Here is a 23,186-nt window from a genome sequence, read left to right on the forward strand (position 1 = left end):
CTGTTTGAAAACGATTTCCGTTAGAATGGCGGCAGTGCTGTGACGCGAGCAGTCCGGGAGGAGTGACATGTCGACCGAACCGATCGAAGGGTCCGGGCAGTTCGGCGCGTCCGGGCCGGTCGCGGACTCCGACGCCACCGCCCGTGAGGCCGCTGCCGATCTCCTGCGAGCCCTCGCCTCCCCCACCCGCGTCGCGATCGTCCTGTCCCTGCGCGAACGTGTCCAGTGCGTGCACGAACTCGTCGGACACCTCGGTCTGAGCCAACCGCTCGTCAGCCAGCACCTCCGCGTACTCAAGGACGCCGGCGTCGTCCGCGGCCACCGCAACGGCCGCGAGATCACCTACGAACTGCTCGACGACCACGTCGCCCACATCGTCGTCGACGCACTGGTCCACGCGAACGAGACCAACCGCGGCCCGTCGGTGGTGAACGAGTGACCGGCGTCGAGGCCACCGGCCCGCAGCCGGTCACCGGAATCCGCTCCACGCGTCAGCGCGCGGCCATCGCCGACGCGCTGGCCGGCACCGACGACTTCTGCTCGGCCCAGGAACTCCACGAGATCCTCAAGGGCCGGGGCGAATCCATCGGCCTGACCACCGTCTACCGCAACCTGCAAGCACTGAGCCAGGCCGGTCAGATCGATGTTCTGTGGGACGGTTCCGGCGAGACCCGCTATCGCCACTGCTCGTCCGGACATCACCATCACCTGGTGTGCCGCAACTGCGGCACCACGGTCGAGGTACAGGCCGATCCGGTCGAGAAGTGGGCGGCCACGATCGCCGCCGAACACGGCTTCACCGACATCAACCACACGGTCGAGGTCTTCGGCCTCTGCGCCGATTGCCAAGGGTGCCAGGACAACTGACCCAGCGGCCTGCCGTCGAGTCGTGGTTGCCCTCGTGCCCGATCGCCGGGCAAGGGCGCAATGAGATCGCGGAGCGACGAGCGCGACCAGCTACGTGGCCACCAGCCGCTCGGCGGCGTCGACACCCGCTGCCAGCACGATGTGCAGCACCGTCAGCAACGGCAGGTCGTCGAGCCGACCGGCGGGAAATGTGTAGTACTGCAACACATCTGTGGTGACACCGGTCGGATCGGAACGACGCAGACTGCCGAAGCTCAGCTGCGCGCCGAAGGTCTCCACATCGTCACGCAGGGTCGGGGTGTTCGGCAGGTCCATGGCGACCATCTGGGTCACGGCGAGCACGTCGAGGCCGTCCGCGAGCGTAAGCACGCGAAGCGACGCTCGAGTCGGGCCAACCTGCACCACAACGGATTCCGCATCAGGGCGGTCGGTGGGGCCGAGCTCTGCCACGATGACGGCGGCACGCTCGAGCAGCGCGGCGGCATCGGTCACGACGGCTTCACCCCACCGAAGCGCCGGTCACGGGAGGCGTACTCCAGGCAGGCATCCCACAGGTCCCGACGGTCGAAGTCGGGAAAGAGTTTCTCCTGGTAGACCATCTCCGCATACGCCGACTGCCACAGCAGGAAGTTCGAGATGCGCTGTTCACCCGAGGGACGCAGAAACAGGTCGACGTCGGGCATGTCGGGCTCGTCGAGGTAGCGGGCGAAGGTCGACTCGGAGATGCGTTCGGGGTCGATCTCTCCGCGCGCAGCGCGCCGGGCGATCTCGCGGGCGGCGTCGGCGATCTCGGCGCGGCCACCATAGTTGACGCACATCGTCAGCGTCATCACGGTGTTGTCCTTCGTGAGCTCCTCGGCGATCTCGAGTTCACGGATGACGCTGCGCCACAGGCGGGGTCGGCGGCCGGCCCAGCGGACGCGGACACCCATCTCGTGCATCTCGTCGCGCCGGCGACGGATGACGTCGCGGTTGAAGCCCATGAGGAAGCGGACTTCGTCGGGGCTGCGTGACCAGTTCTCGGTCGAGAAGGCGTACGCAGACAGCCAGCCGACGCCCAACTCGATGCAACCGCACACGGTGTCCATCAGGACTGCTTCGCCGCGCTTGTGTCCTTCGGTGCGCGGCAGTCCGCGGTCAGTGGCCCAGCGGCCGTTGCCGTCCATGACCAGAGCGACGTGCCTGGGCACGAATTGGGCGGGGATGGCCGGGGGTCGCGCTCCACTGGGATGGGGATCGGGGGGGCGAACCTCCGTGCGTGGGCTCGTCGGCTTGCGACCCTTCGACGAACTACCCGGCCGCAACGCCATCGTCGACTCTCCTCACCCCGTTGTCCCGCATCCCGCCGACCGCACCTGGTTCGACACCCGTTTCCATCAGCCTATGAGGCGCGGTGCGTTCGATGAGCGGCAGGGTTCGCAGCTGACGTTCGAGATGCCACTGCAGATGCGCGGCCGTGAGGCCGCTGGCCTGGCGGCGCAGCGAGTTCGAGGACTCCTCCACGTGGTCCCACTGACCGCGGAACAGTGCTTCCATGAGATCGAGAACGCCGGGCGACGGCGTGGCCGAGCCCGGCGGACGGCAATGCAGGCACACTGCCCCACCGGCGGCGACATGGAAGGCGCGGTGCGGGCCGGGGGTGGCGCAGCGCGCGCACTCCTCCAACGCTGGCATCCAACCGGCGCTGTACATGGCGCGCAGCAGGTACGCGTCGAGGATCAGTTCCCGCGGCCGGCGGTCGTCGGCCAGCGCCTCCAGCGCACCCACCGTCAGGCGGTGCAACTGGCGGGTGGGGGCGCGCTCCTCGCCGGCGAGCCGTTCTGCGGTCTCGAGGACCGCGCAGGCCGTCGTGTAGCGGCCGTAATCCGCGACGATCGCGTCGGCGAAGGCGTGCAGACTGTGCACCTGCGTCACGACGTCGAGGCTGCGGCCCGGATACAGATGTACGTCGATGTGCGCGAAGGGTTCGAGACGGGCACCGAACTTCGACCGTGTCCGACGCACCCCCTTGGCGACCGCACGCACGAGCCCGTGCTCCGCGGTCAGCAGGGTGATGATGCGGTCGGCCTCGCCCAGCTTGTGCTGACGGAGCACGACGGCCTCATCCCGGTAGAACCTCACCCGCCGATTGTCCCACTGTGTACCGACACCACCGGGTACCGACACTGGCAAGGTCCTTTCGATACGCCCCTCCGCAAGCTCCGGGGCTACTCAAGGAGCAGCAGACAGCCCTCACACGCCCCGGGGCCGCAGCAGACCAGCCCTCACACGCCCCGAGACCGCAGCAGACCAGCCCCCTCACAAGCGCCGAGACCGCAGCAGACCAGCCCCCTCACAAGCGCCGAGACCGCAGCAGACCAGCCCCCTCACACGCCCCAAGACCGCAGTAGACCAGCCCCTCACACACGCCCCGGGACCACCAGTGACGTCAGTCCAAGCCGATGTCGAAAGAGGTCAGGGGTCGCAGCAGCGACCGCTTCTTCTCGACGTGACCGCCCATCCGGTCGAGGATCGAGGTCAGCGCTTCGATGGCCTCGACGATGTAAGGGCCCTTGTTGAGCATGACCCCCTCCGCGCGGCGGCTCATCGCGGCGTCGGTGACCTCCGCGCGCGTCGGCACGCCTGTCTTCGCCAGACCGTCGAGCACCTGCGTCGCCCACACGACCGGGATGTGGGCGGCCTCGCACAGCCAGAGGATCTCCTCCTGGACCTCGGCGAGCCGCCCGAAACCGACCTCGACGGCGAGGTCTCCGCGCGCGATCATCACCCCGACCTCGTCCCACCGCATCGCCTCGAGCAGCATCTGCGGCAGCGATTCGAACGCGGCGCGGGTCTCGATCTTGAGGACGATCCCGACGTTCCGGGCGTCGAGGCGCTCGAGTTCGGCGATGAGGTCGGCGACATCCTCCGGCGACCGGACGAACGAGTAGTTGACCATGTCCGCGTGCGTCGCCACGAACTCGAGAGCCGCGCGGTCATCCGGTGTCAGCGCGGGAATGTGGAGGGTCGTGTCCGGGAGGTTGACGCCCTTCTCCGCACGCAGTTTGGAACCCTTCGGGCCGGCGCGTTCGACGTCGACGACGATCTCGTCGTCGAGCCTCTCACGCACCCGTCCGGCGATCTTCCCGTCGTCGAACAGCACCCGGTGTCCGGGCTCCACGTCGTCGAAGGCGTCTCCGAGTTCACACCCGATCCGATGCGGCCCGACCCTGGTCGCGGGCATGGGCGACAGGTCGCGCCGGAGTCGGATCTCATCGCCGGTGCGGATCAGCAGATGCTGTGGCTTCTCCGGCAGTTCACCGATGACGAGTGTTCCGCCGCCGAACCGTTTGACCCTGATCGACGCGCCCGTCCGGTAGTAGACGGTGCGGTCGCATTCGGCGTCGATCCCGTCCTCGGAGGCCCCGACGACGTCGAGGCGTCGACGCCGGCCCCGCGCATCGCGCAACACGAGCCGGTCACCGTCGGACAGGCTGCCGAGGTCGTCCACCGGGATTACCGCATCGATACCGTCGGGAAGGTCGTGCTCGGCATCGTGGGGGGTTGTGCTCAACCGCACCCGTGACCGCCGTTCGACGGTCCCGTCGTCGGCGCGAACGGGTTTGACCTTCACGACCTTCGGTCCCGGCTCGAGCGGCCCGGTCCGGAGTTTGGGTCCGGCCAGGTCCATAGCCACGCGCACCCGTCCGGGGAGTGCACGCACCGACTCGATCATCCGCGCCCATTCCGCGGGTCCGTCGTGGGCGCAGTTCACCCGCGCCACATCCATGCCGGCCGCGCCCATGCGTCGCACCAGGTCCGGCTCGTCGGCGGCCTGCGTCGGCATCGTGACCATCACCCGACTCGTCCGCTCACCGTGCTCGTCGCCGGACCGATCGGCGGTGACGTCGTCGACCCCGCCGGGGTGCACACTCCCCAGCAGTCGGTCCCGGTTGGCGCTGAGAACCCGCACGCCGTCGGAGAGATCGCCCCAGATCGGTTGTCGCCGTCGGCCTTCGGCGAGTGCGTCAACGGTTTCGATGACCGTCTCGATCCAGGAGTAGACGATCGACTCCATCCGGCCGAGACTCGACAGCCCGTGAGCGGCCATCGACGCCTGCAGCGGTCGCAGGTCACGACGACGGACGGTGACGTAATGCACGAGATTGCGTGCACTCTGCCGATGCTGTACGGCGACCGCGGAGATCAGCGGACCGGCGTGCTTCTCCGCGCGGTCGAGCTCGTCTCGCAGGTCGTGCAGAGCGTCCGACATCTCCTCGATCGACATCTCCACCGGGAACCCCATGCCTCCACCCTGCCAGGTTTCCGCCTCGGGGGGCGCGGCGACAGCGGCCTGCTCATCCAGCGTTCACGATCTTGTCGAGTTTGGGCGGCAGCGTCATGCCCCCCGGGTAGCGGTGCCAACCCTTGCGGTCGTAGTACTTGGTGCCGAGCAGACCCAGCAGGACACCGATGCACAGTCCGATCAGGCACTGGACGACCGACCGCGCGAGCCCCGCCGACAGGTCGGCGTCGAAGTACAGGACCGACCGCACCCCGAGGTAGATGACGTGCATCGGTTCGATCGCGGCGATCCACTCGAAGATCCGCGGACTGGCCTCCAGCGGCAGGGTCCCGCCCGACGACGGCAGGCCGAAGACCACGAAGAACAGGAGGTTGAACAGCAGACCGGCGTTGCCGAAGACGGCCATCATCGCGCTCGCGCTCACGCCGACGGCGAAGATGCCGAGGATCGAGATCACCCACAGCACGAAGGCATTCGGCAGGGACGTGCCCACCCAGGCGCCCACCACGATGAACAGGGTCGAGAGGACCACCGCGACGAGGAACATGATCGTCCACTTGGCGGCGAGGGTCGCCCAGCGGCTGATCGCCAGACGTTCACGGAGTTGGTAGAACGGGCCGTACTCGATGGGCGTCTGACCGAGCATGCCGTCGACGACGATGCTCACCATCATCGCGCCGGTGAAGCCGGCGAGCACCAGGAGAAGCGTGAGGTAGAACGCCGACAGTCCGTTTCCGGCACCCTGGGGCAGCGGCGTGGGCTCCGACACCGAGACCGCGACCGGATCGGCCAGCGCGAGCTGTGCGGCACCGGTGAACGTGACGTCGTTGCGGTCGAGCTGATCTCGGACCTGTGCGGTCAGCTGCGCGCCGACCTCGGCGTTGACCCGCTCGGTCAGTTGCTCGGCGAAGGTCGAGGTGATCGACGACGCGAAAGCGCCCGAGCCGCGGTTGATGAAGATGTCGATCGCCGGACGCGTGGGCTGCGCCGGAAGGACCGTCGAACGTCCCAGCGCGACTGCGCGATTGGTGAAGTTCGAGCCGATGACGACGACGCCGTACACCTTGCCGCTGTTCAGTTCACCGATCGCGGTCGAGCGGTCGGTGCGCCGGACGACGATGCCGCTGTCAGCGGCCGACGAGATGATCCCGTTCGCGACCTCGTTCCCGATGTTCTGCTCGGTGGCCTTTCCGTCCGCGCCGGTCACCTCACCGCCGGAGTCCTCGTTGACGAGGGCGACCGGGAAGTCGTGGAGGTGGCGTTGCGGGTCGACGACGGCCGACATGTAGAGCGCGGCCATGAGGGAGAACAGCACCGCCACGAGGACCAGTGGGGCGAGCCAGAACCGGGGTGACCCGAGTACGCCGGCGATCGTCCGGCCGGTCGGCTGTTCGACCTCGGGTGCCTCATGGGCTCCGCGACCAGTGTCGGCGTCGGAGTCCGAGACCTTGTGCGACTCGTGCGTTCCCATCGACGTACCTCCCCCGCAGGCGCGTGCCCGCCGTCTGAACACCGTCGCGAGGACGGTGCCGGCATTCTCTCCTCTAGAAGCCCAGTCGGCGTAGCTGCTTGGGGTCGCGCTGCCAGTCCTTGGCGACCTTCACGTGCAGATCCAGGTACACCTTGGTCCCCAGCAGCCGCTCGATCTGTGCGCGCGCAACTGTACCGACCTCTTTCAGACGCGCCCCCTTGCGCCCGATGATGATGCCCTTCTGGCTGTCCCGTTCGACGAAGAGCACGGCGTGGACGTCGACCATCGGCGGCTGGTCCGGGCGCCGGTCCTCGCGATCGATGACCTCCTCGATGACCACGGCGAGCGAATGCGGCAGTTCGTCGTGGACGCCTTCGAGGGCGGCCTCGCGGATGAATTCCGCCATCAGGACCTGCTCGGGTTCGTCGGTGAGCTCACCGTCGGGATAGAACGCCGGACCTTCCTCCATCAGACCGACGAGCACGTCGCTGAGGACGTCGAGCTGCTTGCCGGACTTCGCCGACACGGGGACCACCTCGGCGTCCGGGCCGAGGATCTCGGAGAGCGCCACGAGCTGCTTGGCAACCTGCTCGGGACCCACCCGGTCGATCTTGGTGACCACGCCGAGAAGTGTGGTGCGCGGGGCCATCTCGCGGACCTGGGAGATGATCCAGCGGTCACCCGGGCCGATCGCCTCGTCGGCCGGGATGCACACACCGATCACGTCGACCTCGGAGTACGTGTCGCGCACCAGGTCGTTGAGCCGCTGCCCCAGCAGCGTGCGGGGCCGGTGCAGTCCCGGGGTGTCGACGAGGATCAGCTGGGCGTCGGGCCGGTTGACGATTCCGCGGATCGTGTGGCGGGTGGTCTGCGGCCGGTTGGAGGTGATCGCGATCTTCTCCCCCACCAGCGCGTTGGTGAGCGTCGACTTGCCGGTGTTGGGGCGCCCGACGAAACAGACGAAACCGGAGCGGAATTCAGGAGCGGAGCCGGACTCAGACATCGGCGCCACCGAGTCGCTGCTGCGGCCGCCCGGCGGCATCGGTGACGTACGCGTAGGCCTGCGGACTCAGTTCGTGCAGGGTCGCGAGACCGGGATCGTCGGCGTCGCCGTTGACCAGGACGGCCGCCTCGAAGGAGCCGGCCCCGCTCGAGATCGCCGAGGCGACCGCGACCTGCAGACCGCTGAGTGTGAGGGTCTTGGTGCGGACCTCGGCACCCGCGTAGGTCCGACCGTCGCCGTCGCGAACGGCGGCTCCCGATCGCGCTTCGGCACGCGCGAGCGCGCCGCGAGCGAGCACCACGAGCTTCTGATCCTCGTCTGCGAGGGTCTCGGTCACTGATTCATCCTTGCTGTCGTCTGCTCGTGTGTACTGCGATGGGATTCGTCCTCGTGTTCACGCGCCGCGGTGCGGTCATGACGTCCGGAACGGCCGGAGTGCCCACGACCGCCCGAGGATTCGTGCCGCTGCGGGTCCGGTCCGTCGGCGCCCTCCCCGGGTACCCGGGTGACGAGGACGGTGATGATGCGTTGGCGCCCCTTGCGATTGGGACCGCCCTCCGCGACGAGCTGCAGGCCGTGGGACTTGACCCGGGCGCCGGGGAGCGGGACGCGGCCGAGTTCGAGTGCGACGAGTCCACCCACCGTCTCGACCTCTTCCTCCTCGATCTCGACGTCGAACAGCTCACCGAGATCCTCGACCGGAAGACGCGCCGACACCCGGTACGACCCGTCGCCGAGGTCCTCGACCGGTGCGAGTTCGTCGGTGTCGTACTCGTCGGTGATCTCACCGACGATCTCCTCGAGCACGTCCTCGATCGTCACCAGGCCGGCGATGCCACCGTATTCGTCGACGAGGATCGCCATGTGGTTGCGCGTGAGCTGCATGTCGGCGAGGACCTTGTCGAGCGGTTTGGAGTCCGGGATGAACTCGGCGTCGCGCATGATCTCGGAGACGCGCAGCGTGGTGGGGTCGGTGCGTTTGGCGACCGTCCGTTCGACCATGTCCTTGAGGTACACGATCCCGAGCACGTCGTCGGTGTTCTCGCCGATGACCGGGATACGCGAATGTCCCGACCGGGTCGCGAGGTTGGTGGCCTGCAGGACGTTCTTGTCGGCCTCGATCCAGACCATCTCCGGACGTGGCACCATGACCTCGCGCGCGCTGGTGTCGCCGAGGTCGAACACCGAGTGGATCATCCGGCGCTCGCCGGCCGCCACCACTCCGCGGGCCTCGGCGAGGTCGACGACCTCACGCAGCTCGATCTCGGTGGCGAACGGGCCGTTCCGGTAGCCGCGACCCGGGGTCAGCGCGTTACCGATGAGGATGAGCAGCCGCGTCACGGGCTTGAGCAGGATGCCCAGCGCGAACAACAGATACGACATCGACAGTGCGATGGTGTACGCGTGCTGCCGGCCCAGGGTGCGCGGCCCGACGCCCATGGCGACATAGGAGATGACCGTCATCGCGGTGATGGCGACGACGAGTCCCCAACCGACGCCGAGCCATTCGGCCGCGGACAGGGCGATGAGTGCGGCGGCCGCGGTCTCGCAGACCACGCGCAGCAGGACCACGAGTCCCACGTAGGTGGCGCGGGCGTCGAGGATGATCGCGAGGCGTCGTGCACCGCCGCGGCCCTCCCGGACCATGTCGTCGACGCGGGCGTTCGAGACGGTGGACACGGCGGTGTCGACGGCGGCGAACAGTCCGCCGAGCCCGATCAGAACGACTGCGGCCACGATGAACCAATAACCGGAGGACACGCTCAGTCCTCCTCGGACCGTCCGGTCGCCCCCGCGTCCCCGGTTCCCTGTTCGGTCCCGGTGAATCCGATGTTGGACAGCAACCGCGAATCACGATCGGTCTGCCGCTGTTCCTGCGCGCGTCGGTTCCGCTCGGCATAGAACGCGTCGAGGATCTCGTTCTGCAGCCCGAACATCTCGCGCTCTTCCTCGGGTTCGGCGTGGTCGTAGCCGAGGAGATGGAGCACACCGTGGATGGTGAGCATCGCGAGCTCGTGTTCGAAGGACCTGCGCGCCTCGCGGGCCTGCTTCCGTGCGAACTCGGGGCACAGGACGATGTCGCCGAGGATGGCCGGTCCCAGATCGGTGGCGTCGGGTCGGCCGCCCGGGACGAGCTCGTCCATCGGGAAGCTCATCACGTCGGTGGGTCCGGGCAGGTCCATCCACTGCACGTGCATGTCGGCCATGGTGTCCTCGTCGACGCAGAGGACCGACAGGAGCGCGCCGGGGTTGACGTCCATCGCGTTCACGGCGAAACGTGCGGCGTCGATGATCAGCTCGGCCGGGACCTCGACCCCGGACTCGTTGGCCAGTTCGATGCTCATGAGCGACGTCCGTGGGAAGCCGCACGACGCGCCGCGCGGTTGCCGCCGATCGCGGTATCGATGCGTGCACCGGCTCGCTGGGATTCCTCCGCGCGCCCGTAGGCGTCGACGATGTCGGCGACCAGACGATGCCGGACGACGTCCTGGCTGGTGAGACGGGAGAAGTGGATGTCGTCGATGCCCTCGAGGATCGCGGTCGCCGCCATCAGGCCGCTCTTCGCGCCGCCCGGCAGGTCCACCTGGGTGACATCGCCCGTGACGACGACCTTGGAGCCGAAGCCCAGGCGCGTCAGGAACATCTTCATCTGTTCGCTCGTCGTGTTCTGCGCCTCGTCGAGGATGATGAAAGCGTCGTTGAGGGTCCGCCCGCGCATGTAGGCCAGCGGCGCAACCTCGATGACCCCGGCGGCCATCAGCTTCGGGATCGCCTCGGGGTCCATCATGTCGTGCAGCGCGTCGTAGAGCGGGCGCAGGTACGGGTCGATCTTCTCGCTCAACGTGCCCGGCAGGAAGCCGAGACGTTCGCCGGCCTCGACGGCGGGACGAGTGAGGATGATGCGGTTGACCGACTTCGACTGCAGCGCCTGCACGGCCTTGGCCATCGCGAGGTAGGTCTTGCCGGTACCGGCCGGCCCCAGACCGAAGACGATGGTGTGGTTGTCGATCGCGTCGACGTAGTGCTTCTGGTTCAGCGTCTTGGGTCGGATCGTCTTGCCGCGGCGCGACAGGATGTCCAGCGACAGCACCTCGGCGGGCGACTCCTGGCTGCCGTCGGAGAGCATCGACACGCTGTGCCGGACGAGGTCCGGGGTCAGCGGGGTGCCACGTCCGACGAGGTCGGTGAGTTCGGCGATGACACGTTCGGAGGCGGCGACATCGGCGGGCTCGCCGGTCAGCGTCACCTGGTTGCCACGCACGTGGATGTCGGCGGGCAGCAGCTGCTCGAGCGTCCGAAGGTTGACGTCACTGGCGCCGAGCAGCCCGAACACCACTCCGGGAGAGACTTCGACGGTGGATGTGACCCCAGACCGGCGCGGCTGCGTACGGCTGGATTGCGCGCTCGGGTCGGGGTTGTCGTCACTCACGTATGAAATCACTCCTGGTGGTCTGCGGTTGTGGGCTGCGCGTCCGTCACCTCACAGTGAGAATTCACTGAAGGAAACACACAGCTGTGTGAACAGTGTATCGCTATGCAACGGCCGGTCAGCAGGCAATATTTCTCAGCACGGCCACGTCACCGCCGGACCGCGTGCTTCAGATCCCCAGGACCCGGATCGTCTGCCGGGCGCACCCGGTGCCCGGGTCGACGAAGGCCTCGTGACCTTCGCCCGGTACGACGATCAGTTCGGCCGACTGTCCGCGGGAGATCGCGTCGTCGACGTAGCGGCGGCTCACCACGTCGGGTACCAGGTCGTCCTCGTCGCCGGTGATCGCGACCACGTGCGCGTCGAAGACCGGCGCGAGCAGAGGCGAGGCCTCCTCGTAGCGGCGCGGCGACTCACTGTACGGCCGCCCCATGAGGGCCCGCAGGGATTGTTTGTCCGCCGCGGAGACCGTGTCGAGGACCGCCGCCTGGGCGACGACGGTGGTGATGGTGGTCGAGGCGGTCCGCGCCCCCAGCTTGCCGACGGCCCACACCGCGAGCTGGCCGCCGGCCGAATGCCCGACCACGCCGACTGTGGAGAAGTCGACCGCGGCGAGATCGACCTCCTGCTCCTGCAGCGCCTCGCGCACCGGGCCGTCGAGGGCACGGATCGCGCCGACCACATCGCGGCCGGTGTTCGGCCAGCCGCCGCCGGGCTCCCCGACGCGGCGATACTCGATGTTCCACACGACCGCGCCGCGCTCGGCCATCGTGCGGGCGACCGCGGTCTGGATCGTGGAGCCGTACTCCACCGACCACGAACCGCCGTGGACGAGCACGACCACACGGGCCGGGGTGGCGGGGTCGAGAACGTCACGCGGCACGTAGAGGTGGCCGAATTGTGAAAGCTCGGTGCCGTATTCGATCTTGGTGCGGCGCACGGCGCAGCGTCGGACGGCACTCACCGCGACCACCGTCGGGTCAGCACGCCGATCGCACCCAGCGCGACGGCTGCCGCCGTGGAGGTCCGCAGGACCTCCGGGCCGAGCACCACCGAATGCGCGCCGAGAGCTGTGAGGTCGGCGACCTCGGTGTCGTCGAGTCCGCCTTCGGGACCCACGACGAGCACGATCTCGCTCGCATCGGCGAGCGGCAGTTCGGCAAGGGGCCGGGCGGCCTCCTCATGCAGCACGGCGACGACTCCACCGCCGGCGACCGCGTCGGCACACCGCGCGCGGACGTCGATGGTCGAGGCGAGCTCGGCGACCTCGGGGATCCACGGCCGTCGACTCTGCTTCGCGGCGGCCGACGCGGCGGCCCTCCACTTGGCAACACCCTTGTCCGCCTTGCCCGTCCATCGGGCGACACAACGCATGGCCTGCCACGGCACGATGACGTCGACGCCCGCTTCGGTCGCGAGGTCGACGGCGAGTTCGGACCGTTCGGACTTCGGCAACGCCTGGACGACGGTCACCTGCGGGGTGGGGCGCGCCTGGAACGAGAACTCACGCACCGAGGCGACGAGGGTGTCCTTCCCGGTGATCTCCCGGATCTCGCACCCGGCGACCGAACCGGCGCCGTCCCCGACGAGGATGCGCTCCCCCGCCCCAAGCCGTGCGACCGTCACCGCATGCCGGCCCTCTGGCCCGCTGAGAACGAGGTCGGCTCCCGGGGCGGGGACGGAGTCCGCCCAGAAAAGCGGTGGGCTCACTTGCCCGCGAACGCGTTGCGCAGTCGTGAGAAGAGGCCGCCCGGGGCGGACGCGGCCGAGGTGTTGACCACCTCGATCTCGTCCTGCGCCACCGTCTTGAACTTCTTGAGGGCGTCGGTCTGGGCACCGTCGAGCTTGGTCGGGACGACCACGTCGAGGTGGACGTGCAGGTTGCCGCGGACACCGGCGCTGACGTGCGGCATGCCCTGGCCGCGCAGCTTGACGACCTGACCGGGCTGCGTTCCCGGAGCGATCGTGACGGTGACCGGGTCGCCGAGGATGGTCTCGACGTCGAACTCGGCGCCGAGCGCGGCGTCGACCATCGGCACCTTCACCGTGCAGTGCAGGTCGTCCTTGTCACGCAGGAAGACCTCGTGCGGGCGTTCGGTGACCTCGACGTAGAGATCGCCGGCGGGCCCGCCTCCGGGACCGACCTCGCCCTGACCGCTGAGGCGGACCCGCATGCCACTCTCGATACCGGCCGGGATGCGGACGGTCATGGTGCGGCGCGAGCGCACACGCCCATCGCCGCCGCACTTGTGACAGGGGTCGGGGATGACCTCGCCGACGCCGTGACAGGTGGGGCACTCGCGCACGGTCATCACCTGACCGAGGAACGACCGCTGCACCGACTGGATCTCGCCGGCCCCGTTGCAGGTGTCGCAGGCAACCGGCTTGCTGTCGCCGTTGGTTCCCGACCCGGTGCACGCGTCGCACAGGATCGCGGTGTCGACCGTGATCTCCTTGTTGACGCCCTTGGCACACTCGGCGAGATCGAGTTTGACGTTGACCAGCGCGGGCTCACCCGGCTGGACGCGCGAGCGGGGACCGCGCCCCGAGCCGAATCCGCCGCCGCCACCGAAGGCGCCGCCGTTGCCGAAGAACGCCTCGAAGACGTCGCCGAAGCCGCCGCCACCCCCGCCGAAACCGCCGGCGCCCGCACCCGCCAGGGGATCGCCTCCGGCGTCGACGATGCGACGCTTCTCCGGATCGGTCAGCACCTCGTAGGCGGTGCTGACTTCCTTGAACTCGTCTTCCTTGCCCGGGTTGACGTCGGGGTGCAGTTCGCGGGCCTTCTTGCGGTAGGCGCGCTTGAGCTCCTGGTCACTGGCACCCTTCGCCACACCCAGGATTGCGTAATAGTCACGTGCCACGGTTGTAGTGATCCTTCGGTTCAGTTTGGTACCCAAGCGGTCTCGGGTGATGCCCGCGCGGTGCGTGCCTCATCGGGATGGACGTACGTCCGCGCGGTACGCAGTGGAACCACTCGATTCTGCCGACGACCGGTCGAGGCCCTCACCCGACGTCCGTCGCCGGGGCGGCGGTCATCGTTCGGCGAGCACCTCACCGATGTATTTGGCAACGGCTGCGACCGAGGCGATGGTTCCCGGATAGTCCATTCGTGTGGGGCCGAGCACACCGACGCCGCCGAACACGGTTCCCGATGCACCGTACCCTGTGGACACCACCGAGGTTCCACGCAGGTTCTCGGTCTGCGTCTCTTCTCCGATCTGCACGGTGACCTGGCCCATGTCCTGCGTCGTGGCGAGGATCTTGAGCACGACGACCTGCTCCTCGAGTGCTTCGAGGACGGTGTCCATGCCGCCGACGACGGGCGTGAAGTCGGCCGCCGACCGCGCGAGGTTCGAGGTGCCGCCCAACACGAGACGGTCGTCGCCGCGTTCGACGAGGGTCTCGACGAGAACCATCACGATGTTGAGGACCGCGCCGCGGATGTCGTCGGGTGCGGAGTTGGCGAGTTCCGCGACCGCCGCCGACGCTTCTTCCAGTCGTTTGCCGTGGAGTGCCGCGGAGAACATGTCGCGCAGGCGCGCGATGTCCCCCTCGTCGTGATCCTCGTTCAGCGCGACCATGCGCTGTTCGACCCGGCCGTTGTCGACGATCACCACGAGCAGCAGTCGCGACGGCGAGAGGGACACGACCTCGAGATGCCGAACGCGCGAAACCGACAGGACCGGGTACTGGATGACCGCCACCTGACGGGTCAGCTGGGCCAGCAGCTTCACCGAGCGCCGCAGCACGTCGTCGAGGTCGACTCCGGAGTCGAGCACCGACAGGATGGCCCGTCGTTCGGCGGAGGAGAGCGGTTTGATCTCGCTGATGCGGTCCACGAACATCCGGTAGCCCTTGTCCGTGGGGACACGGCCGGAGCTGGTGTGCGGCTGGGTGATGTACCCCTCGGCCTCGAGCACCGCCATGTCGTTGCGAACGGTGGCGCTCGACACCCCTAGCTGATGTCGTTCGACGAGTGCCTTCGATCCGATGGGCTCCTGCGATTCGACGTAGTCGGTCACGATCGCGCGGAGGATCTCGAACCTACGGTCGTCCGTAGTGGACACGCGGTACACCTCCTGATCCGAGTCCCGGTCCATGGAGTTGGGCCATAGAGTCGGGTACGTCCCATACTGGGTAGGTTCCATACTACGAAACCGGCGCGGAGTCACATGATCTTCAAGGGGGTACGGGAGGGTAAGCCCTATCCCGACCACAAGCTGTCGACGCGGGGCTGGGCGAAGATCCCGCCGCGTCAGCTGCGGCTCGACCAGCTGATCACGCTGACCAAGGTCTTGGCCCTGGACAAGCTGCTGAGCGAGGACTCGACGTTCTACGGCGACCTGTTCGCGCATGTCGTGCGCTGGGAGGGCGAGCTCTACCTCGAGGACGGACTGCATCGCGCCGTGCGCTCGGCGCTGCGGAACCGCAACATCATCCACGCGCGCACCCTCGACCTCGACGCCCTCGATCTCTCCGAGGGCGCCCGCCCTCTGGAGGAGCAGCTCGATGACACCGCCGAGATCCCGGCGCGTCCCCGCGTCGTCGACGTCCCGTCCGAACCGGTCCGGCCGAACCGTGGCGCCTCCGATCCGCACAGCGGCGGCGGCGCCCATCGTCGAGGCCCCCAGTCGCCGGGCTGGACGAGGCCGACTCGCCCCTGGTAGCCGGCGAGATCCACCACTTTTCGCCGAACCCACCCCGCGACGCGGCGGTGGATTTGCCGAAAAGTGGAGGGTTTGCGGAGCGGATCAGCCCCAGAGGACGCAGCGGATCACACCGTCGGCGAGGAGCCGGCCGGCGTCGGTGAGGACGTAGGCGTCCCCGGTCGAGGTGAGCAGGCCGTCGGCGCAGAGTGCGTCGGCGTTCGCGCGTTCGGTGTCGTCGAGCAGCCCGCCCGGCAGTCCGGTACGGCACCGTGTGGTGAGCATGACCGCCTCCATGTGGCGGTCCTCGGCGGTGAGTTCCTCCGACGACGCGGCGGGCAACACACCCTCACCGAGCGTCTGCGCATAGCGCGCCGGATGCTTCACGTTCCACCAGCGCACCCCGTTGACATGCGAGTGCGCGCCGGGACCGATCCCCCACCAGTCGTGACTGTTCCAGTAGGCGATGTTGTGCCGGCACGCACCGGCGTCGTCGAGTGCCCAGTTCGACACCTCGTACCAGCCGAAACCGTTGGCGCTCAACCGGTCGTCGAGGATCTTGTAGCGGTCGGCGAGGACGTCGTCGTCCGGTGCGGGCATCTCGCCGCGCCGGATTCGGCGCGCCAGGGCCGTGCCGTCCTCGACGATGAGCGCGTAGGCCGACACATGGTCGACACCCGCGGACAGCACGGCGTCGAGGGTGGCGTGCAGGTCGGCGTCGGTCTCGCCGGGCGTGCCGTAGATCAGGTCGAGGTTGACGTGTTCGAAGCCGGCCGCCCGGGCCTCGCGCGCCGCGGCGACCGCCCGTCCCGGCGTGTGGACCCGGTCGAGGACCTTGAGGACATGCTGGGCCGCGGACTGCATGCCGAGCGAGATCCGGGTGAACCCGGCGGCGCGCAGCTGCTCGAAGAACTCCGGCGACGTCGACTCCGGGTTCGACTCGGTGGTGACCTCCGCGTCGGGAGCGAGGTCGAAGTGGGCGCGCACCGCGTCGAGCAATCGCGTGAGACCGTCGGCACCGAGCAGCGACGGCGTGCCGCCGCCGACGAAGATCGTCGACACCTTCCTCGCCGGCTGCAACAGCCGCGCGGCCGACTCCAGTTCCGCGGCCACGGCCTGCTGCCACGACTCCGGCGACGACGTCGAACCCAGCTCCCCCGCGGTGTAGGTGTTGAAATCGCAGTAGCCGCAGCGGGTGGCACAGAACGGGACGTGCAGGTAGAGACCGAACGGCACCTCGGGGTCGACGTCGCGGCAGGCCCCGGCGACGAGCTCGGTGGTGAGCTCTCGGGCGGGCGCTTCGATGTCGACGTTCACCGTTCCATCATGCCGACCTCGGCGTCTGCACCGAAATCGTCGCGTTCTGTCCCCCTCGTCGGTGGGGCCGGGGAACAACCAGGCGGCCGGGCTGCTTGACCGGCTCAGGTAGGACCTCCGGCCCCGCCGGCACCGGCGCGTTTCCATCATCATGATGGAAAATAACCCCAAGTAGACGAGGCGATGATGGTCGTGGCACTATGGACCCCGTGATTTTCCCCGGGGTGTGGCTCGCAGCGCGTCGCCACATTGATCTCAAGCGCGTCAACAGCGCCTTCTGTCGCGTCTAGCGACGTCTCGGCCCCGATTGATCCCTGAATCCAGGGATGCCGGCACGTTTCAGCCCACCTTTTCGTGCGATTGAAGCCGGCCCCTGTGCGCCGGCACAGGAGATTTCATGACGTCCACAACTGATGCCCCAGCTGTGCCCGATGCCGTTCCCGCTCCGGCCGCCGAGAAGCGAACTCGTCCCGCCCGCAAGGCGCGCCCGGTCAAGCGCCGCGCCGAAGGCCAGTGGAAGCTCGGTTACCGCGAGCCGCTGAACCCGAACGAGCAGGTCAAGAAGGACGACAACCCGCTCAACGTGCGCGCCCGCATCGAGAACATCTACTCCAAGCAGGGTTTCGACTCCATCGACAAGCAGGACCTGCGCGGCCGGATGCGCTGGTGGGGCCTCTACACCCAGCGCGCCGAGGGCTACGACGGCACCTGGACCGGCGACGAGAACATCGACCTCCTCGAAGACAGCCACTTCATGATGCGCGTGCGCTGCGACGCCGGCGCGCTGAACGTCGAGCAGTTGCGCACGCTCGGCGAGCTCTCCACCGAGTTCGCCCGCGACACCGCCGACCTCTCCGACCGCCAGAACGTCCAGTACCACTGGATCCGGATCGAGGACGTCCCGACGATCTGGGAACGTCTCGAAGGTGTCGGACTCAAGACCACCGAGGCCTGCGGCGACTGCCCCCGCGTCGTGCTGGGCTCGCCGCTCGCCGGTGAATCCCTCGACGAGGTCCTCGATCCCACCCCGGCCATCGACGAGATCGTCCGTCGCTACATCGGCGACCCGAAGTACTCGAACCTGCCGCGCAAGTTCAAGACCGCGATCTCGGGCCAGCAGGACGTGGTGCACGAGATCAACGACGTCGCCTTCGTCGGCGTCGTACATCCCGAGCACGGCCCGGGTCTCGACCTCTGGGTCGGTGGCGGACTGTCCACCAACCCGATGCTCGCCCAGCGCGTCGGCGCCTGGGTCCCGCTCGACGAGGTGCCCGACGTGTGGGAGGCCGTGGTCTCGATCTTCCGCGACTACGGATACCGACGTCTCCGCGCCAAGGCCCGTCTGAAGTTCCTCATCAAGGACTGGGGCATCGAGAAGTTCCGTCAGGTGCTCGAGGACGAATACCTCGGCCGCAAGCTGATCGACGGCCCGGCTCCGGAACAGCCCGAGCGCCCGATCGACCACATCGGTGTGCAGAAGCTGCGCAACGGACTGAACGCGATCGGCTTCTCCCCCATCGCCGGCCGCGTCTCGGGCACCATCCTGACCAAGACCGCCGAGGCCGTCGCCGCGGTCGGTTCCGACCGCGTCCGCTTCACCCCGTATCAGAAGCTGATCGTGCTCGACGTCCCCGACGACAAGGTGGACTGGCTGATCGACGAGCTCAAGCCGCTCGGTCTGCACGGCCGCCCGACGCAGTGGCGACGGAATCTCCTGGCGTGCAGCGGTATCGAATTCTGCAAACTCTCGTTCACCGAGACCCGCAAGCAGTCGCAGGTCCTCGCCCCCGAGCTGGACGAGCGGCTCGCGGACATCAACTCGCAGCTCGACGTGCCGATCACGGTGAACATCAACGGCTGCCCCAACTCCTGCGGACGGTCGCAGATCGCCGACATCGGTTTCAAGGGACAGCTCGTCGAGGACGCCGACGGCAACCAGACCGACGGCTTCCAGGTCCACCTGGGCGGCAGCCTCGGCCTGGACTCCGGTTTCGGTCGCAAGCTGCGCCAGCACAAGGTGCTCGGCACCGAGCTCGGCGACTACATCGAGCGCGTGGTCCGCAACTTCGTGGACCAGCGTGAAGAGGGTGAACGGTTCGCGCAGTGGGCCGTTCGTGCCGACGAGGAGGCTCTCCGATGACGATCGGCACCTCGGCGCCGGCCACCGGCCGCCGGTACAGCGAGGAAGAGCTCCGCGCGATCGCGGCGAAGGGCGCGGCCGACCTCGGCCCCGATGCCACCCCGGAGGAACTGATCCGGTGGACTGCCGAGACCTTCGGCACCAACTTCGTCGTTGCGTCGAACATGCAGGACGCCGCCCTCGTCGACCTCGCGGTCAAGAACGTCGACCGCGAACTCCTCGGCGGCGACCCGGTCAAGGTCCTGTTCCTCGACACCGGCTACCACTTCGCCGAGACCATCGGCACCCGTGACGCCGTCGAGCAGGTGTACGGCGTGGACATGGTCAACCTGACCCCCGAGCACACCGTCGCCGAACAGGACGAACTGTTGGGCCGCAACCTCTTCGCACGCGACCCCGGTGAGTGCTGCCGGTTGCGCAAGGTCGTCCCGCTCAAGGCGGGTCTGGCGGGTTACGACGCCTGGATCACCGGCATCCGCCGCGTCGAGGCGCCGACCCGGGCCAATGCGCCGCTCATCTCGTTCGACGAGGGCTTCGGGCTCGTCAAGATCAACCCGATCGCACCGTGGTCCGACGAGACGATGCAGGACTACATCGACTCCAACGGAGTGCTGGTCAACCCGTTGGTCGACGAGGGCTACCCCTCGATCGGTTGTGCACCGTGCACCGCCAAACCCGAACCCGGATCCGATCCGCGCAGTGGCCGCTGGGCCGGCCGCGCCAAGACAGAATGTGGGCTCCACGCATGACCGTCACCGAACCCGTCCACGACGCAACCGTCTCCGCCGAGGCCGACGACTTCACCACGCTCGACGCCCTCGAATCCGAGGCCATTCACGTCTTCCGTGAGGTGGCAGGCGAATTCGAGCGCCCGGTGATCCTCTTCTCCGGCGGCAAGGACTCCACCGTCCTGCTCCACGTCGCACTCAAGGCGTTCTGGCCTGCGCCGCTGCCGTTCTCGCTGCTGCACGTCGACACCGGCCACAATCTGCCCGAGGTCCTCGAGTTCCGCGACAACGTCGTCGAGCGTCACAACCTCCGGCTCCACGTCGCCAAGGTCGAGGACTACCTCGCCGACGGCCGGCTGACCGAGCGCCCCGACGGCGTCCGCAATCCGCTGCAGACCATCCCGCTGCTCGACGCGATCACCGAGAACCGCTTCGACGCGGTCTTCGGCGGTGGCCGCCGCGACGAGGAGCGGTCGCGCGCCAAGGAGCGGATCTTCTCGCTGCGCAACGCCTTCGGCCAGTGGGACCCGAAGCGTCAGCGTCCCGAGCTGTGGAATCTCTACAACGGCCGGCACGCACCGGGCGAGCACGTGCGCGTGTTCCCGCTGTCGAACTGGACCGAGCTCGACATCTGGCGCTACATCGCCCGCGAGCAGGTTCTGCTCCCCTCGATCTACTACGCCCATGAACGTGACGTCTTCCTGCGGGACGGCATGTGGATGACCCCCGGCGTCTGGGGTGGACCCCGTGAAGGCGAAGAGCTGCAACGTCTCTCGGTGCGCTACCGCACCGTCGGCGACGGCTCGTCGACCGGCGCGGTGCTCTCCGACGCCGCCGACAACGAGGCCGTGCTCGACGAGGTGGCCGCGTCGCGGCTGACCGAGCGCGGCGCCACCCGTGGCGACGACCGGGTCTCCGAGGCCGCCATGGAAGACCGCAAGCGCGAAGGATATTTCTGACATGAGGCATGCACCCGACCTTCTCCGCATCGCCACCGCGGGCAGTGTGGACGACGGCAAGTCGACGCTCGTCGGTCGCCTGCTGTACGACACGAAGTCCGTTCTGGCCGATCAGATCGACGCAGTGACCAAGGCCTCGGTCGACCGCGGACTCGAGGGGCCCGACCTGTCGCTGCTCGTCGACGGCCTGCGGGCCGAACGCGAACAGGGCATCACCATCGACGTGGCGTACCGCTACTTCGCAACGCCCGCACGCTCTTTCGTGCTCGCCGACACCCCCGGACACGTGCAGTACACGCGTAACACGGTGTCCGGCGCCTCCACCGCACAGCTGGTGATCCTGCTCGTCGACGCCCGCAACGGCGTCGTCTCGCAGACCCGTCGCCACGCCGCGGTGATGGCCCTGCTCGGTGTTCCGCAGCTCGTGCTGGCGGTCAACAAGATCGACCTCGTCTCCGATCAGGCGTCGGTGTTCGCCGAGATCTCCGCCGAGTTCGCCGATCTGACGCGCTCGCTGGGCTGGTCGGACGAGCAGGTCACCTCGATCCCCGTCTCGGCGCTGCACGGCGACAACATCGCGAACCGTTCGGAGAACACCCCGTTCTACGATGGCCCCACCCTCATCGAGCACCTCGAGACGGTGCCGAACCTCACCGAGCGTGCCCCGGTGGGACTACGTTTCCCGGTGCAGTACGTGATCCGTCCCCGCACCTCCGAGTACCCCGACTACCGCGGTTACGCGGGTCAGATCGCGGCCGGGCGGGTGTCGGTCGGTGACGAGGTCGTCGTCCTGCCGTCGGGTCAGCGGACCACCGTCAGCCAGATCGACACCGCCGACGGACCGTTGGAGACCGCGCACACCGGACGCAGCGTCACGATCCTGCTCGCCGACGACGTCGACATCTCGCGCGGCGACCTGATCGCGGCTGCGGCGGACGCTCCGGAGCCGGTGCAGCAGTTCATCGCCACCGTGTGCTGGCTCGCCGAGAAACCGTTGCGCCCCGGTGCCCGCCTGCTCCTCAAGCACGGCACCAAGACCACGCAGGCCATCGTCGGCGGGCTCGACGCGCTCTTCGACGAACAGAACCTCGCGCTGGAGCAGGCTCCGGAATCGGTGGAACTCAACCAGATCGTGCGGATCTCGGTGCAGACCGCCGAGCCGATCCCGGCCGACGACTATCAGGTGAACCGCGAGTCGGGCAGCTTCCTGCTGATCGACCCGCAGGGTGGCAACACCCTCGCAGCCGGCCTGGTCGGCGACGCGCTCGCGCCGCTGCACCTCAGAGAGTTGGTGTGAATCCGGCTCTCGTCCTCGTCGCACACGGCAGTCGCGACCCGCGCTTCGGCGCGACCGCACGCCGTGTGCGCGACGCCGTCGCGGCGACCCTGCCGGGCGTCGAGGTGGTCTTGTCCTACCTCGACCTCGACGAGCCGCTCGTCGGCGATGTCCTCGGTCGGACCGGGAACGACGCCGGCGGGGATGGGGCGGGCGGCGATCCTATTGTGGTGCCGTTGCTGCTGTCCGCGGGTTATCACCACAAGATCGACCTGCCGGCGATCATCGCCGAGCACCGGCCGTTCGCGTATCAGACCGATGTCATCGGAACGCGGTCGTTCACCGCGGCCCTCGCCGACCGTCTGCTCGAAGCAGGCCTCGACGAGCGCTACGGCGTGATCCTGTCGGCGGTGGGTTCCTCCGACGAGTCCGCCGACCGTCACGTCCGGCGGAGGGCCCTCGAGCTCTCGACCCACCTGCATCGACCGGTCGAGGTGGTCTTCGCGACCAAACTCGGTTCAGGTGACCGCGCGGTCGCCTCGGCTGTCCGCCGGCTCCGTGCCGCCGGTGCCGAGCGCGTCGCGCTCAGTCCGTACTTCCTGTCGGCGGGTCTGCTGATCGAGCGGGTCGAGACCGCTCTCGACGCGCTGGTCGAGGAGATGCTCGTGGCCGGCCCGCTCGGCGCGCACCCCGATGTCGTCGGGGGCATCTGCAGCCTCTATCGCGCGGCCGCTCGGGATCGGGCCGTCATCGCGTCACGTTGACGACTCCTAGATCGTGACGAGCCAGGCGATCACGACGAGGACCAGCAGCGCCAGCAGCGCGAGGGTGACCGGCGAGCGCAGTAGTTTCACAGTCCGGTCCCATCGTCGTCGGCGAAGCGTCTGCGGTCGAACAGCGTCGCCGCCAGATCGACCATGAGACTGAGAACATAGGCGATCAGGATCGCGACCGGAATCACCACGGCGACGGTGACCAAGAGCTGCGGAACGAAGGAAAGGCCGGTCAGCCACTCCTCCACACCGTCCCACCAGGCGAAGAACGCCGTCACCTCATCACCT

Annotated in this window: 24 protein-coding genes; 8 read left to right on the forward strand and 16 right to left on the reverse strand. The window is 68.2% G+C overall.

Features of this window, described 5'->3' with window-relative positions:
* Positions 1 to 67 precede the first annotated feature (67 nt).
* Entirely contained in the window at positions 68 to 439 is a 372-nt protein-coding gene (locus tag IHQ52_RS19070; RefSeq protein WP_006434881.1) for an ArsR/SmtB family transcription factor, read from the forward strand.
* The gene (locus IHQ52_RS19075; protein ID WP_006434880.1) at positions 436 to 867 is read left to right on the forward strand and encodes a Fur family transcriptional regulator; all 432 of its coding nucleotides are present in this window, start codon (positions 436 to 438) and stop codon (positions 865 to 867) included. Before IHQ52_RS19070 ends, IHQ52_RS19075 begins: the two co-directional genes overlap by 4 nt.
* 90 nt (positions 868 to 957) lie before the next feature.
* Here IHQ52_RS19075 and IHQ52_RS19080 read toward each other — a convergent pair whose 3' ends face one another.
* The 14 genes from IHQ52_RS19080 to hrcA all read right to left on the reverse strand — a co-directional run bounded on the left by IHQ52_RS19080 (position 958) and on the right by hrcA (position 15,126).
* A complete protein-coding gene (locus tag IHQ52_RS19080; RefSeq protein WP_096274163.1) occupies positions 958 to 1,359 on the reverse strand; it encodes a hypothetical protein in 402 nt (133 codons plus the stop codon).
* Positions 1,356 to 2,177 (reverse strand): isoprenyl transferase, encoded by an 822-nt coding sequence (locus IHQ52_RS19085; protein WP_006434878.1) that lies wholly within the window; start codon positions 2,175 to 2,177, stop codon positions 1,356 to 1,358. The genes IHQ52_RS19080 and IHQ52_RS19085 overlap by 4 nt, the downstream gene beginning before the upstream one ends.
* Complete coding sequence (recO, locus tag IHQ52_RS19090; protein ID WP_006434877.1) at positions 2,158 to 2,988, reverse strand: DNA repair protein RecO; 831 nt, start codon at positions 2,986 to 2,988, stop codon at positions 2,158 to 2,160. Before recO ends, IHQ52_RS19085 begins: the two co-directional genes overlap by 20 nt.
* A gap of 307 nt (positions 2,989 to 3,295) precedes the next feature.
* Positions 3,296 to 5,152 (reverse strand): pyruvate kinase, encoded by a 1,857-nt coding sequence (locus tag IHQ52_RS19095; RefSeq protein ID WP_096274165.1) that lies wholly within the window; start codon positions 5,150 to 5,152, stop codon positions 3,296 to 3,298.
* Positions 5,153 to 5,204: 52 nt separating this feature from the next.
* On the reverse strand, positions 5,205 to 6,623 hold the full coding sequence (locus IHQ52_RS19100; protein WP_006434874.1) for a YhgE/Pip domain-containing protein: 1,419 nt from the start codon (positions 6,621 to 6,623) through the stop codon (positions 5,205 to 5,207).
* A 73-nt stretch (positions 6,624 to 6,696) separates the two neighbouring features.
* On the reverse strand, positions 6,697 to 7,626 hold the full coding sequence (gene era, locus IHQ52_RS19105; protein ID WP_006434873.1) for a GTPase Era: 930 nt from the start codon (positions 7,624 to 7,626) through the stop codon (positions 6,697 to 6,699).
* Positions 7,619 to 7,963 (reverse strand): cytidine/deoxycytidylate deaminase family protein, encoded by a 345-nt coding sequence (locus IHQ52_RS19110; protein WP_006434872.1) that lies wholly within the window; start codon positions 7,961 to 7,963, stop codon positions 7,619 to 7,621. Before IHQ52_RS19110 ends, era begins: the two co-directional genes overlap by 8 nt.
* A complete protein-coding gene (locus IHQ52_RS19115; protein WP_096274167.1) occupies positions 7,960 to 9,387 on the reverse strand; it encodes a hemolysin family protein in 1,428 nt (475 codons plus the stop codon). Before IHQ52_RS19115 ends, IHQ52_RS19110 begins: the two co-directional genes overlap by 4 nt.
* Positions 9,388 to 9,389: 2 nt before the next feature.
* A complete protein-coding gene (ybeY, locus tag IHQ52_RS19120; protein WP_006434870.1) occupies positions 9,390 to 9,971 on the reverse strand; it encodes an rRNA maturation RNase YbeY in 582 nt (193 codons plus the stop codon).
* The gene (locus tag IHQ52_RS19125) at positions 9,968 to 11,056 is read right to left on the reverse strand and encodes a PhoH family protein (RefSeq protein WP_006434869.1); all 1,089 of its coding nucleotides are present in this window, start codon (positions 11,054 to 11,056) and stop codon (positions 9,968 to 9,970) included. The genes ybeY and IHQ52_RS19125 overlap by 4 nt, the downstream gene beginning before the upstream one ends.
* A gap of 169 nt (positions 11,057 to 11,225) precedes the next feature.
* Entirely contained in the window at positions 11,226 to 12,020 is a 795-nt protein-coding gene (locus IHQ52_RS19130; protein WP_006434868.1) for an alpha/beta hydrolase family protein, read from the reverse strand.
* Positions 12,017 to 12,766 carry a 16S rRNA (uracil(1498)-N(3))-methyltransferase gene (locus IHQ52_RS19135; RefSeq protein WP_006434867.1) on the reverse strand — a complete coding sequence of 250 codons (750 nt, stop codon included), beginning with the start codon at positions 12,764 to 12,766 and terminating at the stop codon, positions 12,017 to 12,019. Before IHQ52_RS19135 ends, IHQ52_RS19130 begins: the two co-directional genes overlap by 4 nt.
* Positions 12,763 to 13,920: a molecular chaperone DnaJ gene (dnaJ, locus tag IHQ52_RS19140; RefSeq protein ID WP_096274170.1), complete on the reverse strand. Its 1,158-nt coding sequence runs from the start codon at positions 13,918 to 13,920 to the stop codon at positions 12,763 to 12,765. The genes IHQ52_RS19135 and dnaJ overlap by 4 nt, the downstream gene beginning before the upstream one ends.
* Positions 13,921 to 14,091: 171 nt before the next feature.
* Positions 14,092 to 15,126, reverse strand: a complete 1,035-nt coding sequence (gene hrcA / locus IHQ52_RS19145) for a heat-inducible transcriptional repressor HrcA (RefSeq protein ID WP_006434865.1) — start codon at positions 15,124 to 15,126, stop codon at positions 14,092 to 14,094.
* Positions 15,127 to 15,231: 105 nt separating this feature from the next.
* Between hrcA and IHQ52_RS19150 the strand changes: the two genes are divergently transcribed.
* Positions 15,232 to 15,726, forward strand: a complete 495-nt coding sequence (locus IHQ52_RS19150) for a type II toxin-antitoxin system VapB family antitoxin (protein ID WP_238063779.1) — start codon at positions 15,232 to 15,234, stop codon at positions 15,724 to 15,726.
* An 84-nt stretch (positions 15,727 to 15,810) separates the two neighbouring features.
* On the opposite strand, the gene hemW is transcribed toward IHQ52_RS19150, so the two are convergent.
* Positions 15,811 to 17,022 carry a radical SAM family heme chaperone HemW gene (hemW, locus tag IHQ52_RS19155; RefSeq protein WP_006434863.1) on the reverse strand — a complete coding sequence of 404 codons (1,212 nt, stop codon included), beginning with the start codon at positions 17,020 to 17,022 and terminating at the stop codon, positions 15,811 to 15,813.
* Positions 17,023 to 17,419: 397 nt separating this feature from the next.
* On the opposite strand from hemW, the gene IHQ52_RS19160 reads away from it, so the two are divergent.
* Genes IHQ52_RS19160 through IHQ52_RS19180 form a run of 5 tightly spaced genes read left to right on the forward strand, consistent with a single transcriptional unit; the run spans position 17,420 to position 22,889 of the window.
* Positions 17,420 to 19,162, forward strand: a complete 1,743-nt coding sequence (locus tag IHQ52_RS19160; RefSeq protein WP_238063781.1) for a nitrite/sulfite reductase — start codon at positions 17,420 to 17,422, stop codon at positions 19,160 to 19,162.
* Positions 19,159 to 19,911, forward strand: coding sequence for a phosphoadenylyl-sulfate reductase (locus IHQ52_RS19165; RefSeq protein ID WP_238063782.1), 753 nt, complete (start codon positions 19,159 to 19,161; stop codon positions 19,909 to 19,911). Before IHQ52_RS19160 ends, IHQ52_RS19165 begins: the two co-directional genes overlap by 4 nt.
* Positions 19,908 to 20,849, forward strand: a complete 942-nt coding sequence (gene cysD / locus IHQ52_RS19170) for a sulfate adenylyltransferase subunit CysD (protein ID WP_040004522.1) — start codon at positions 19,908 to 19,910, stop codon at positions 20,847 to 20,849. Before IHQ52_RS19165 ends, cysD begins: the two co-directional genes overlap by 4 nt.
* Position 20,850: 1 nt before the next feature.
* On the forward strand, positions 20,851 to 22,146 hold the full coding sequence (locus IHQ52_RS19175) for a sulfate adenylyltransferase subunit 1 (RefSeq protein ID WP_238063785.1): 1,296 nt from the start codon (positions 20,851 to 20,853) through the stop codon (positions 22,144 to 22,146).
* Positions 22,143 to 22,889 carry a sirohydrochlorin chelatase gene (locus tag IHQ52_RS19180; RefSeq protein ID WP_238063787.1) on the forward strand — a complete coding sequence of 249 codons (747 nt, stop codon included), beginning with the start codon at positions 22,143 to 22,145 and terminating at the stop codon, positions 22,887 to 22,889. The genes IHQ52_RS19175 and IHQ52_RS19180 overlap by 4 nt, the downstream gene beginning before the upstream one ends.
* 86 nt (positions 22,890 to 22,975) lie before the next feature.
* Here the strand turns inward: IHQ52_RS19180 and IHQ52_RS19185 are convergent, their stop codons facing one another.
* Positions 22,976 to 23,176 carry a hypothetical protein gene (locus IHQ52_RS19185; RefSeq protein ID WP_006434857.1) on the reverse strand — a complete coding sequence of 67 codons (201 nt, stop codon included), beginning with the start codon at positions 23,174 to 23,176 and terminating at the stop codon, positions 22,976 to 22,978.
* Between the last annotated feature and the right edge of the window lie 10 nt (positions 23,177 to 23,186).

It is taken from the genome of Gordonia amicalis (genome assembly GCF_022059885.1).
Taxonomy (GTDB): domain Bacteria; phylum Actinomycetota; class Actinomycetes; order Mycobacteriales; family Mycobacteriaceae; genus Gordonia; species Gordonia amicalis.